The sequence below is a fragment of the Bradyrhizobium liaoningense genome (genome assembly GCF_018130785.1).
Classification (GTDB): Bacteria; Pseudomonadota; Alphaproteobacteria; order Rhizobiales; family Xanthobacteraceae; genus Bradyrhizobium; species Bradyrhizobium liaoningense_A.
In genome coordinates, this window is sequence record NZ_JAFCJT010000002.1 from 614,851 (window position 1) to 627,629 (window position 12,779).

Below are 12,779 nucleotides of genomic sequence, written 5' to 3' on the forward strand. Positions count from 1 at the left end.
TCATGAGTGAGAGCGCAGTACAGAGGCCGTCCGGGCGCGGACGCTTCATCACCTTTGAAGGCGGCGAGGGGACGGGCAAGTCGACCCAGATCAAGAAGCTCGCCGACCGTCTCAATGCGGCCAGGATGCGGACCCTCGTCACGCGCGAGCCAGGCGGCTCGCCGGGCGCCGAGATCATGCGCCACCTGGTGCTGTCGGGGATGGGCAAGCTGCTGGGACCCGAAGCCGAGACGCTGCTGTTCGCGGCTGCCCGCGACGACCATGTCCGAACCGTGATCCAGCCCGCGCTCAATCGGGGCGCCTGGGTGCTGTGCGACCGCTTCGCCGACTCGACGCGGGCCTATCAGGGCAGCCTCGGCCGCGTGCCGATGGGCCTGATCAACGCGATGCAGCGGGTCACGATCGGCGATCTCAAGCCGGACCTCACCCTCATCCTCGATCTGCCGGTCGAGATCGGATTGCAGCGCGCCGCCATGCGCCGTGGTAGCGGCACACCTGACAGGTTCGAGGCCGAGCAGCTCAGCTTCCATCAGGGCCTGCGCGAGGCCTATCGCAAGATCGCGGCGGACGATCCTGGCCGCTGCGTCCTGATCGATGCCAATTCCGATCCTGACACGGTCGCCGGACGCGTCTGGACGGCGCTGCGCGATCGTCTTCTCCCAACCCCTGCATCGGTGGTTTCCCGATGAGCCCGCGTCAGGCCGAACGCGAAACCGCCATTCCGCATCCGCGCGAGACGAGCCTTCTGTTCGGCCATCGCGAGGCCGAGGCGGCGCTGCTCGCGGCCTATCGCAGCGGGCGCATCCCGCATGCCTGGCTGATCGGCGGGCCGCAGGGGATCGGCAAGGCGACGCTGGCTTACCGCATGGCGCGCTTCGTGCTTTCCAACGGCCAGCCGCTGGCGCCGTCCGTGCAGCGCGCCGAGACCCTCGCGATCGATCCTGATAACGCGGTGGCGCGGCAGGTTGCGGCCAGCTCGCATGGCGGGCTGCTGTCGCTGGAACGCACCACCAACGATCGCGGCGTGATGCGCACCGTGATCACCGTGGACGAGACGCGAGAGACGATCGGCTTCTTCGGTTCGACTGCTGCGGCAGAAGGCTGGCGGGTCTGCATCGTCGACACCGTCGACGAGCTCAATCCGAATGCCGCCAACGCGCTGCTGAAGATTTTGGAAGAGCCGCCGCAGCAATCGCTATTCCTTTTGGTCAGCCACGCGCCCGCGCGCGTTCTCGCCACGATTCAGTCACGCTGCCGCAAGCTGCGCCTACGTCCGCTCGACACGGATGATGTGATCGGCGCCGCAGCTTCGGTGGCTGACCTCGATCCGGACGATCCGGCGCTGCGTGAGGCCGCGGAGGCCTCGGAGGGCAGCGTCGCGCGGGCGCTGACGCTGCTCGGCGGCGACGCCTTGAAGCTCCAGCAGCGCACGGCGGCGCTGCTCGCGCGCCTGCCACAGGTCGATCCGCGCGAATTGCACACGCTCGGCGATTCGCTTCCCACCAATGACCGCGTGGCGCTTGCAGCCTTCATCGACGGCATCGATCGCTGGATCGCGGAGCGACTGCACGCCGACGAAGCGAATGCCAACCAGAACCTGCCGCGCCTTGCGCGCCTTGCGGAGGTATGGGAAAAGATCGTCCGCGCCGCGCGCGACACCGAAACCTACAATCTGGAGCGAAAGCCCTTGGTTTTCTCAGTGTTCGGCTGGCTGGCGGACGCAACGCGCTAAAGCATGATCAGCAAAAGTGCGCAGCGGTTTTCCGAAATGATCATGCGCAAAACAACAACCTAACGCAGGTTCGTTTCCAAATTTTGAGAAGCCCGTAAAGGAATTCGTCGTGGCGCGAGCTAAGAAAACCGTCAAGCGCAAGAGCGGCAAGAAGGCTGCCAAGAAGCCCGTCAAGAAAGCCGCGAAGAAGGCGCTTGCGCACAAGGCTGCCAAGAAGGTCAAGAAGACCAAGAAGGCTGCCGCAGGCGTGAAGAAGAGTGCTGCCAAGACGACAAAGCAGGCCGGCAAGAAGGCTGCGAAGAAACAGGTCGTCGCCAAGAAAGCGGTAAAGAAGGTTGCCAAGAAGCCAGCCAAAGCTCCAGCGAAGAGCAATGCTCCGGCGAAGAAGGCGGCCAGGAAGGCGAGGGTGACCCCGCCTGCCGTGACCGCTGCACCGGCTGCTGTCGTCGCTCCGCCGAAGGTTGTGAAGCCCAAGGTGTCGAAGCCCAAAGTGCCGAAGCCTACGGCGCCGCGCGCGCCGAAGCCCGTCGCAGCTGCGCAAGCCACTGCTCCCGTTGCTGCCCCCGCGCGCGACAACGTCTTCTACATCACGACTGCGATCGCCTATCCCAACGGCAGCCCGCATATCGGCCACGCCTATGAGGCGATTGCGACCGACGTGCTGGCGCGCTTCGCGCGGCTCGACGGCAAGGACGTGTTCTTCCTGACCGGCACCGACGAGCACGGGTTGAAGATGATCCAGACCGCGCAGAACGAGGGCTTGACCCCGTCGGCGCTCGCCGCCCGCAATGCCGGCCGCTTCAAGGAGATGGACGAGCGCCTGAACGTGTCGTTCGACCGCTTCATCCGCACCACCGAGGAGCAGCATCATCGTTCAAGCCAGGAAATCTGGCGGCGCATGGAGGCCAACGGCGACATCTATGCAGACACCTATGCCGGCTGGTACTCGGTCCGTGATGAGGCCTACTACGCCGAGGACGAGACGCGCCTCAACGACGACGGTGTGCGCCTGGGGCCGCAAGGCACGCCGGTCGAGTGGGTCGAGGAGAAGAGCTACTTCTTCCGCCTGTCCGCCTATCAGGACAAGCTGCTGAAGCTCTACACGGATCGTCCCGATTTCATCGGACCAGACTCCCGCAAGAACGAGGTGGTGAGCTTCGTCAAGGGCGGCCTGCGCGATCTCTCGATCTCGCGCACCACCTTCGACTGGGGCGTCAAGGTGCCCGGCGACGAAGAGCACGTGATGTATGTCTGGGTCGACGCGCTGACCAACTACATTACCGGCGTCGGCTTCCCTGACGAGAGCGACACGAACTGGCGCTACTGGCCGGCCGATGTGCACATCATCGGCAAGGACATCATCCGCTTCCACGCGGTGTATTGGCCGGCGTTCCTGATGTCGGCCGGCATCCCCGTGCAGAAGCGGGTCTATGCCCACGGCTTCCTGTTCAACAGGGGCGAGAAGATGTCGAAGTCGGTCGGCAACGTCGTCGATCCCTTCAATCTCGCCGACCAGTACGGCGTCGACCAGATGCGCTATTTCTTCCTGCGCGAGGTCCCGTTCGGCCAGGACGGCAATTATAACCACGAAGCCATCGTCGCGCGCATCAATGCCGACCTCGCCAACGATCTCGGCAACCTCGCGCAGCGCTCGCTGTCGATGATCGCAAAGCAGCTCGGTGGTGTGCTGCCGGAGGCCGGTGAGTTCAGCGACAACGACAAGGCGATTTTGGCAATGGCCGACGGCATGATCGCCGCGTCGCGCGAGGCGATGTCGACGCAGCAGATCCATCACTGGCTCAATGCCGTGTGGGCCGTGGTCGCGGAGGCCAACCGCTATTTCGCGGGCGAGGCGCCGTGGGCGCTGGCCAAGACCGATCCCGCCAGACAGAAGACGGTGCTCTATGTCACCGCCGAAGTCGTGCGCCAGATCGCGATCCTGGCCCAGCCGGCGATGCCGACCGCCTCGGGCTTGCTGCTCGACAGCCTCGGCATTCCCGCGGGCGAGCGGAACTTCGCGATGCTCGGCGGTGCCGAGCGCATCGCGCCCGGCTCGACGTTGCCGGCGCCGACACCGGCGTTCCCGCGCTACATCGAGCCGGCGGCCTAGGGCGTTCGCGCGATGCTGGTCGACAGCCACTGCCATTTGGATTTTCCGGACTTTGCGGAAGATCTCGACGGGATCGTGTCGCGTGCGCGTGCGGCCGGCATCGGGCGCATGGTCACGATCTCGACCCGGGTGCGGAAGCTCAACCAGCTTCTCGCCATCACCGAGCGCTACGACGACGTCTATTGCTCGGTCGGCACCCATCCACACAATGCGGATGAGGAAGACGGCATCACACCGGACGAGCTGATCGCGCTGACGCAGCATCCCAGGGTCGTTGCGCTCGGCGAAGCCGGGCTCGACTATTTCTACGATAACGGTTCGCCGGAGGCGCAGGCGAGGGGCTTTCGCGCCCATATCGCGGCTGCCCGTGCCACCGGCCTGCCGCTCGTGATCCATACCCGTGAGGCCGACGAGGATTGTGCCCGCATCCTGGAAGAGGAAGCGGCACGCGGATCGTTTGACGCCGTGCTGCATTGCTACACCGGTGGGCGCGAACTGGCGCTGAAGGCGGTGGCGCTCGGGCTCTATATCGGCTTCACGGGCATCCTGACCTTCAAGAAGTCGGAGGCCCTGCGCGCGCTTGCGGCTGAACTGCCGCCTGACCGTATTCTGGTTGAAACAGACTCGCCCTATCTTGCGCCCGGCAAGTTCCGGGGCAAACGCAACGAGCCGGCCTATGTGGTCGAGGTCGCCAAGGTGCTCGCCGAAACGCGCGGCGTGTCGCTCGATGAGATCTCACGTCAGACCACCGAAAACTTCTTCCGCCTGTTCTCCAAGGTGAAATCTTAAGGTTGGGAGCCACATGACGCTGACGCTGACGCTGACGATCCTGGGTTGCGGCTCCTCCGCCGGCGTGCCGCGCCCGGCGCTCGGCTGGGGTGCCTGCGATCCCAACAATCCAAAAAACCGCCGCCGCCGCTGCTCGCTGCTGGTCGAGCAGACCGGCGAGCACGGCACCACGCGGATCGTCATCGACACTTCGCCCGACCTGCGCGAGCAGCTCATCGATGCCAATGTCGATCACATTGATGCGGTGTTCCTGACTCACGAGCATGCCGATCAGACTCACGGCATGGACGATCTGCGCTCGGTCGTACTGCACATGCGCAAGCGCATTCCTACGTATTTCAATCAGTCGACCGCCAAGGACATCATGGCGCGATTCTCCTATTGCTTTATCTCGCCGGAGGGCAGCGACTATCCGCCGATCCTGACGCGACATTCCATCGAGGCGGGCGAGACCCAGACCATCTTGGGGAAGGGCGGCGCGACGAAGATGACGGCTTTCCTGGTGCAGCACGGCCAAATCCCCGCGCTTGGCTATCGCATTGGCAACGCCGCTTACACGCCCGATCTCAACGACATTCCGCGCGAGAGCTGGGCCGCGTTGGAAAATCTCGATCTCTGGATCGTCGACGGCTTACGCTACACCAGCCATTCCAGCCATTTCAGCATCAACGACGCGCTGTCGTGGATCGAGCGCTTCAAACCGAAGCGAGCCATCATCACCAACATGACCGCCGATGTCGATTACGAGGTGATCCGGCAGTCGCTGCCCATGGGCGTGGTGCCCGCCTACGATGGTTTACGGCTCGAGACGCACTAGAGCGTTTTCGCGTTGAAACAAATATCGCGCGTCTACCAGGCGTAGCGCAGCGTGGCCTTGCCGGTGTGGGAGCGCACCAGGCTCGACACTTCGCTGTCGACATTCGCTGAAGCCGACCAGCCGTTCAGGTCCCGCAGCTCGAGCGCTACGCCTGTCAGGGCCGCGTTCGGCGCCAATGCCGTGCCGGCGACGATGAAGCCCTGACCGGGGAGGGACTGGAACGCCGCCGGGATCGACTGCCCCGCGCTGAAATCATGCGCCCAGGCGAGCCGTCCGCGCAGGTTCATCATGCTTCCAAACAGCGCAATGGACGTGCTCGTGCGCAGGCCAAGCTCGGCGCGGGTGTCGGTGAAGCCGTCGCTGCCGGGCACCGCCGAAGACCGATCGACGGTGTACGCCGGCTGCGCCGCATTGGAGGGCAGGCGGAAGGTGGTGATCTGCGCGGCCGCATAAGGCGTGACGCCAAGCCAGGGCATGGCAAAACGATAGCCGCCTTCGAGGCGGCCGGAATAGGCATTGGCGTTGATCGCTGCATTGAGCCGGCCGGTGATGGCCTGCCACCCGTAAGCGAGTGCGGTCGCGACATAGGCCGATCCGACCGAATGCCTGACGAAGGTGCCTGCCTGGAACAGGTCGGAGCGGCCGCTGGAGAAATTGTTGGCAAAGCCGGTGCCGCCGCCGGCGAGCGCAAAGCCCATCCGCGTCTGCGGTGAGAGCGCATAGTCGGCGCCGACGACGGTGCCGAAGCTCCGGCTGGCGGAGCCGCTGCCACCGGTCGACACCTGCGATCCGCCGAATCCGGCGGCCCAGACGTTCCAGTGCGCAGACGCGCGCGAGGGCTTGCCATACATCGCCCCATAGGCTTCGCGTCCGACCCCGCCATGGGTCTGGTCGTTGCCGATATCGGCGTAGGCCGCGAGCTCTGCGTCAAACTCTGCCGGGCCGATGCCGCGGCCGTCGATTGCGGGATCGAGCAGGGTCTGGGTGAACTGCGTCATTGCCAGGAACGTGGCCTGCGCCGTCTCACCCTGGACGGCGCCGTCGGAGCTGCCGCCAAAGGCCCGGCGCACGCCGAACCGCGCTTCGCCGGCAAGGCCGGATGGCTCGCCGTTCCAGCCATAGCCGGGCTGCATGCCGCCACCGCCATTGCCGAACGGCGCTCCGCCAAAACCGGAGGTCTGCGGGCCGCCGAACATGGAGCCACCCATGCCGCCAAAATTGCCGCCAAAATTGTTGCCACCGCCGAAATTGTTGAAACTGTTGCCGGGCGCATTCGGACCCGGAGGGCCAAAAGTCTCGGCGCCCCCGAATGCGCCGAACTCGCGCATGACCTGGGCCTCCGCCGCGTGCGGCAGCAGCAGTCCGGCCGTCAATAGCAGCAGCGCCAGACGCCCACGCGCGTCCACGCTCACGACCCCAACCACATGAAGCGCCCCAACCGCGCCGGACACCGGCCGCGCAGCCCGCGCGGCGAATCGGGTGGAAACAGCGAATCCGACGATGCGGAATCGTAAGTGCGTCTCTAACGTTTTCCAATCTTTTCTTGTCGTGTCCCGATGCCGTCGAACATCGACAATCGGTTTCGAGATGAGGCGTGGTGATCCGCGTCAATCCACGCCTCTACCTCAATGCCATACGGTTGATCGTGATGACGCTGGAAGCTGCTGGGAGGTCTACCAAGCGTAGCGCATGACGGCTTACCGGTGTAAGACCGCACCAGGCCTGAAAGTTCGCCGTCGAAGGTGGCGGCCGCGGCCCAGCCGTTCAGCTATTTCAATTCGATCGTGCCTCACGGGAATCCGGGCCCGACCGGGGCCGATCAATCAGGCCGAGATCGCCTTCACTGATCCGACCTCGTTACGCAGCAGGAATTTCTGGATCTTGCCCGTGGACGTTTTCGGGATCGGTCCGAACACGACGGCCTTTGGCGTCTTGAATCCGCTCATATGCGAGCGGCAGAAGGCGATGATCTCGGCTTCGCTTGCGCTGGCGCCGTCCTTCAGTTCGACGAAGGCGCAGGGCACCTCGCCCCATTTCGGATCGGGCTTTGCGACGACGGCTGCGAACAGCACGGCCGGATGCTTGTAGAGGATGTCCTCGACCTCGACGGAGGAAATGTTCTCGCCACCGGATATGATGATGTCCTTGGAGCGGTCCTTGATGATGACGTAACCGTGCTCGTCGAGCACGCCGAGGTCGCCGGTGTGAAACCAGCCGCCCTCGAAGGCTTCCTTCGTCGCCTTCTCGTTCTTGAGGTAGCCCTTCATCACGATGTTGCCGCGGAACATGACCTCGCCGATGGTCTCGCCGTCGCGGGGCACCTCTTGCATCGTCTGCGGATTGATGACGGTGACGCCCTCCTCGAGCGGGTAGGGCACGCCCTGCCGCCGCTTCATGCTGGCGCGCTCGGCGGCGGGCAGATCGTCCCAGCCGGGTTGCTCGGCGCAGACGGAGGCGGGGCCGTAGACCTCGGTCAGGCCGTAGACGTGCGTCAGCTTGATGCCGATGCCTTCTGCGCCTTCGAGCACCGCGACCGGCGGCGCGGCGCCCGCGATCAGGCCGACGACGCGACGCGCCGCACTGCCCTTCGGCGCATCGGGTGCGTTGATCAGCGTGTTGTAGACGATCGGCGCGCCGCACATGTGGGTGACGCCGTGCTGCTTGATCAGCTCGAAGATTTTTGTCGGCTCGACCTTGCGCAGGCAGACGTTGATGCCGGCCGCCGCCGCGATGGTCCAGGGGAAGCACCAGCCGTTGCAATGGAACATCGGCAGCGTCCAGAGATAGACCGGATGCTGGCCGAGTTGGCCTGCGAGGATGTTGCTGACGGCGTTGAGATAGGCGCCGCGATGATGGGTCACGACGCCCTTGGGATTGCCCGTGGTGCCCGACGTATAGCTCAGCGCGATCGCGTCCCATTCGTCCTTCGGCGTGATCGCGGCGAAGTCGGGATCGCCTTGTGCGACGGCCGCTTCATACTCGATTTCGCCGATCCGCTTGCCGCCCTTGAACGAGGCGTCGTCGACGTCGACGACGAGCGGCTTCGGCCCCTTCATCTGCGCGAGCGCGTCGGTGATGACGGTCGAAAACTCCGGATCGACCAGGATGACCCTGGCGCCGCCATGGTCGAGCTGAAACGCGATCGAAGGCGCATCGAGACGGATGTTGAGCGCATTGAGGACGGCGCCGGTCATGGGGACGGCGAAGTGCGCCTCGTTCATCGCCGGAATGTTCGGAAGCATCGCCGCGACTGTGTCGCCGACGCCGATGCCCTTGCCGCCGAGCCAGGACGCAAAGCGCTTGCAGCGCTCATGCGTCTCGCGCCACGTGAAGCTGCGGCCCTCATAGACCGTGCTGACGTGGTTGGGATAGACGGCGGCGCTGCGCGCGAGGAAGCTCAGCGGGCTCAGGGGGACGTAGTTGGCGGGGGTCTTGTCGAGGCCGATGTTGTACTGGTTCTGCCGCTCGCTCATCGAACCCTCCTTGACGCCGCGCTTTACAGGAATCCGATCGAGATCCAGGGGAAGATCGCGACGATGATCAATCCCACCAGCAGCGCCAGCAGATAGCCCCAGATCGGCCTGATGCCTTCGGCCGGATCGACGCGTCCGATGGCGCAGGCGGCATAATAGCCGACGCCGAAGGGCGGGGCGAATAGCCCGATACCCATCGCCAGAATGATCACCATGGCGTAGTGCACCTCGTGCACGCCGACGGCGCGGGCGATCGGAAACAATAGCGGCCCGAACAGCACGATTGCCGGAATGCCCTCGAGCACGCTGCCGAGGATGGTGAAGGCCAGGATCGACACAGCGATGAAGGTCGCGGGTCCCCCGGGCAATCCGGTCATGGCTGCAGCCAGCGAGCGCGAGAAGCCGGATTGGGTGAGCCCCCAGGCCATGCCGGTCGCCGTGCCGATGATCAGCAGGATCGCGCCTGACAGCGCCGCGGTCTCAACCAGCATCGGAAACAGCCGCCGCCAGTCGAAACGGCGGTAGACCAGGAGGCCGACCAGGGCACCGTAGACGATGCCGATGGTGGAGACTTCGGTCGCGGTCGCAATGCCCTCGACCACGGCGTAGCGGATCACGAAGGGCAGCGCGAGCGCGGGCAGGGCGATGACGAAGGTCTTGCCGATCTCGCTACCCGTGGCGCGGCGGACATGGCTCATGTCCTCGTGGCGATAGCGCCACCACACCAGCATGCAGAGCGTGATCGCGAGCACCACGCCGGGCAGCAGGCCCCCAGTGAACAGCGCCGCGATGGAAACGCCGGTGACCGAGCCGATCGTGATCAGCACGAGGCTCGGCGGGATGGTTTCGGTCTGCGCGCCGGTGGCCGCGAGCAGGGCCACGAGGTCGCCGGGCTTGGCGCCGCGCTGCTTCATCTCCGGGAACAGCACTGGCGCCACGGCCGCCATGTCGGCAGCCTTGGCGCCGGAGATGCCGGAGACGAGATACATCGCGCCGACGAGCACGTAGTGCAGGCCACCGCGGACATGGCCGAGCAGGCTCGCCAGGAACGCCACCATGGCCCGTGCCATGCCGGTCATCTCGATCAGGAGGCCCAGGAACACGAACAGCGGCACCGAGAGCAGGATGAGGTGGCTCATGCCCTCGTCCATCCGCCCGACCAGCACCATGACAGGCGTGCGCGTGGTCAGCGCCAGATAGCCGAAGATGGCGAGGCCAAAGCCGAACGCAATGGGAACGCCGGCAAAGACGCAGAAGCCGGCGACACCGACGAAGAAGATGACGAGGTTGAGGTTGCCGAGCGGCCGCAGATAAGGCTGCGCCAGCCAGAACAGACCGACGATGACGGCAACTGATATCACCGCCGTCAGCACCATGCGGTAATCGGCGGCGCGCAGCAGTCGCAGCAATGCGAACACCGCCATCAGGCAGATGCCGGCCGGCAGCGCCGCGGCGCGCCACATATTGGAAATCTGGAGCGCCGGCGTGGTGATGTAACTTTCCTCATAGGCATAGTCGAAGGACGGCCAGACGATCAGCACCAGAAACGCTAGCGCCGCACAGGTCGCGACCAGGTCGAGCCAGGCCCGCATTGCAGGCTTGGCGCTCGCGACGACCGCGGTCATGCGCATGTGCTCGGAGCGGCGGAACGCGACCGCCGCGCCCAGCATGGCGAGCCACAGGAACAGGATCGAGGCGAGCTCGTCCGACCAGATCAGCGGCCGGTGCAAGCCGTAGCGTGCGACCACGCCGGCAAACAGGATCACGATCTCGGCGACGACCAGGATCGCCGCCGGGATTTCGACCACGAGGCCGAGGAGGCGCTCCAGCGAGGCCAGCAGAGAGGATCGGCGAGGGGGCTGAACAGCCGCCTCGCCCGCCACCTCGATCACCTCGGCCTCGATATGAGCCATGACGGCCCCAACGCGTTACGACAGCTTGCCGACGGCCTTTTCCAGCAGGTCCCAGGCCTGGTCGCCGTACTTGCCCTTCCACTCGGCATAGAAGCCGGCGGTGCGCAGCTTGTCGCGGAACGGCGCCACCGCAGGCTGGTTGAAGGTCAGGCCCTTGGCCGCGAGCTCCTGCTGGAGGTTGGCATTGAGCTTGGCGGTATCAGCGCGCTCGTTGACCGCGGCGGCGTTGATGTGCTTCGCGACGACGGTGCGCACGTCCTGTGGGAGCTTTTCCCAGGCGCGGCGGTTGGCCAGGAACCAGAAGCCGTCCCACATGTGGTTGGTCAGCGAGCAGTACTTCTGCACCTCGTAAAGCTTGGCGGTCGAGATGATCGCCAGCGGGTTCTCCTGGCCCTCGACGATCTTGGTCTGGAGCGCGGAATAGACCTCGCTGAAGTTGATCGAGGCGGGCGCAGCATCGAACGCCTTGAACATCGAGGTCCACAGCGGCGACACCGGCACGCGGATCTTGAAGCCCTTGAGGTCGTCAGGACCGGTGATCGGCTTGCTCGACGACGTGGTCTGCCGGAAGCCGTTGTCCCAGATCTTGTCCATGACCTCGAGACCGGCCTTCTTGATCTCGCCGCGGACATGGGCGCCAAGGTCGCCGTCCATGGCCTTCCAGACCGTGTCGTAGTCCGGGAACGCGAAGCCGATGCCGTTGATGGACGCGGCCGGCACCAGGGTCGACAGGATCAGGCCGGACAGCGTGAAGAACTCGACGCCACCGGAGCGGATCTGGCTCAGCATGTCGGTGTCGGAACCGAGCTGGTTGTTCGGGAAGATCTGCAGGTCGAACTTGCCGTTCGTCTCGGCCTTGATCGCCGCCGCCATCTCCCTGGCGCGGACGTTCAGCGGATGGGTGTCAGGCAGGTTGTTGGCGTACTTGTAGGTGAACTCGGCGCTCTGGGCGCGGGCCACATGGGGCGCACTGAGGCCGCCCAGAACCGCGGTCGCGGCGGAGGCCTTGAGAAGCGTGCGTCGGGAAAAGCTCATGGGTCTGCTTCCTCGGAAGGTTTGTTGTTGTTCTGAGATGCAAACCTATACGGACGGAAGGCCTGAAGGTCATCTGCGATCTCGCGAGGTCTCGCTTATTGCAGCCGGACACCGTCGCGGCAATATCGGCTTTCGGCAGATGGGCCGGATTCAAAAACTGAAAAACAACCCCATGCACCGTAGCCGTCAAGAGCCGGCTGGACGTTGGAGGGGCTGATCGAAAACCGCACTGGAGCGAAGGCGCCGTGGCAGGAATTCTGCCTAAATATTTGATCTGATTGTATATAAATATATTCCATAATATACCTTATGCGAATTACGGATATGGCGGTCCGGGCTGGGTGTCAGTGCTGCGCGTCAGCTTCTGCCTTGGTTCGCGCTCGTCGTGCTTGGGTCCGAAGGATCCGGCTTGAGGTTCAAGCGTTCGTCGACCTTGATGCCGAAACCGACCGAGGTTGTCCCGTCCGTAAGGTTGGTTCTTCGTGGACCATCCTGGGACGGCCTGAATACTCCCTGTGGGGACCGAGCTTGAGGGATCGAGAAATGGTCAATCGTGAACGGTTCGGTCGGCAGTGCACCCTGCTCCGCCTTCGAGTTGGATCGCGCGCGGCGGCCGAGATCGGCGGAAACGCGCCGCTTGCACGCGCGGCGGGTCCTTCCGACAAAGTTACGTGGCCAGCGTCGCCGCCTTCTCCATGTACATCGCGCCCGACGAGAAGAACCACTTCTTCCGGTCGAGCTGTCGGACCCCGCTCGGCACCCAACTGCGTGGCGCCAGCACGTCCGCGACCCACGCGCCGAGCTTCCCTCAAGCATGTCCACCCTGCGCTCGGACTGGGGGCATAAATCTCCGATTTCTGCTCAAAATTTGGTGGGCTGCCACGGAAACTTGGATAAGATAAATTCCACG

General features: G+C 64.6%; 9 protein-coding genes. 5 read left to right on the top strand and 4 right to left on the bottom strand.

The window, feature by feature from the left end:
- The first annotated feature begins 2 nt into the window (after positions 1–2).
- The 5 genes from tmk to JQ627_RS08590 all read left to right on the top strand — a co-directional run bounded on the left by tmk (position 3) and on the right by JQ627_RS08590 (position 5,448).
- Complete coding sequence (tmk, locus tag JQ627_RS08570) at positions 3–689, top strand: dTMP kinase (RefSeq protein ID WP_212483750.1); 687 nt, start codon at positions 3–5, stop codon at positions 687–689.
- Entirely contained in the window at positions 686–1,732 is a 1,047-nt protein-coding gene (locus tag JQ627_RS08575) for a DNA polymerase III subunit delta' (protein ID WP_212483751.1), read from the top strand. The genes tmk and JQ627_RS08575 overlap by 4 nt, the downstream gene beginning before the upstream one ends.
- Positions 1,733–1,841: 109 nt before the next feature.
- On the top strand, positions 1,842–3,842 hold the full coding sequence (gene metG, locus JQ627_RS08580; protein WP_212483752.1) for a methionine--tRNA ligase: 2,001 nt from the start codon (positions 1,842–1,844) through the stop codon (positions 3,840–3,842).
- 12 nt (positions 3,843–3,854) lie between these two features.
- Entirely contained in the window at positions 3,855–4,631 is a 777-nt protein-coding gene (locus JQ627_RS08585; protein ID WP_212483753.1) for a TatD family hydrolase, read from the top strand.
- Positions 4,632–4,650: 19 nt separating this feature from the next.
- Positions 4,651–5,448: an MBL fold metallo-hydrolase gene (locus tag JQ627_RS08590; protein ID WP_212484097.1), complete on the top strand. Its 798-nt coding sequence runs from the start codon at positions 4,651–4,653 to the stop codon at positions 5,446–5,448.
- Between the two features lie 32 nt (positions 5,449–5,480).
- Here JQ627_RS08590 and JQ627_RS39615 read toward each other — a convergent pair whose 3' ends face one another.
- The 4 genes from JQ627_RS39615 to JQ627_RS08610 all read right to left on the bottom strand — a co-directional run bounded on the left by JQ627_RS39615 (position 5,481) and on the right by JQ627_RS08610 (position 11,869).
- The gene (locus tag JQ627_RS39615) at positions 5,481–6,860 is read right to left on the bottom strand and encodes an autotransporter outer membrane beta-barrel domain-containing protein (protein WP_212483754.1); all 1,380 of its coding nucleotides are present in this window, start codon (positions 6,858–6,860) and stop codon (positions 5,481–5,483) included.
- Between the two features lie 411 nt (positions 6,861–7,271).
- A complete protein-coding gene (locus tag JQ627_RS08600) occupies positions 7,272–8,921 on the bottom strand; it encodes an acyl-CoA synthetase (RefSeq protein ID WP_212483755.1) in 1,650 nt (549 codons plus the stop codon).
- 23 nt (positions 8,922–8,944) lie between these two features.
- Positions 8,945–10,834 carry a TRAP transporter large permease subunit gene (locus tag JQ627_RS08605; protein WP_212483756.1) on the bottom strand — a complete coding sequence of 630 codons (1,890 nt, stop codon included), beginning with the start codon at positions 10,832–10,834 and terminating at the stop codon, positions 8,945–8,947.
- Positions 10,835–10,849: 15 nt separating this feature from the next.
- The gene (locus JQ627_RS08610; RefSeq protein WP_212483757.1) at positions 10,850–11,869 is read right to left on the bottom strand and encodes a TRAP transporter substrate-binding protein; all 1,020 of its coding nucleotides are present in this window, start codon (positions 11,867–11,869) and stop codon (positions 10,850–10,852) included.
- Positions 11,870–12,779 lie beyond the last annotated feature (910 nt).

Coding starts and splice junctions, on each gene's coding strand:
- tmk (WP_212483750.1), top strand. CDS start 3: ATGAGTGAGAGCGCAGTACAGAGGCCGTCCGGGCGCGGACGCTTCATC.
- JQ627_RS08575 (WP_212483751.1), top strand. CDS start 686: ATGAGCCCGCGTCAGGCCGAACGCGAAACCGCCATTCCGCATCCGCGC.
- JQ627_RS08610 (WP_212483757.1), bottom strand. CDS start 11,869: ATGAGCTTTTCCCGACGCACGCTTCTCAAGGCCTCCGCCGCGACCGCG.
- JQ627_RS08600 (WP_212483755.1), bottom strand. CDS start 8,921: ATGAGCGAGCGGCAGAACCAGTACAACATCGGCCTCGACAAGACCCCC.
- JQ627_RS08605 (WP_212483756.1), bottom strand. CDS start 10,834: ATGGCTCATATCGAGGCCGAGGTGATCGAGGTGGCGGGCGAGGCGGCT.
- JQ627_RS08585 (WP_212483753.1), top strand. CDS start 3,855: ATGCTGGTCGACAGCCACTGCCATTTGGATTTTCCGGACTTTGCGGAA.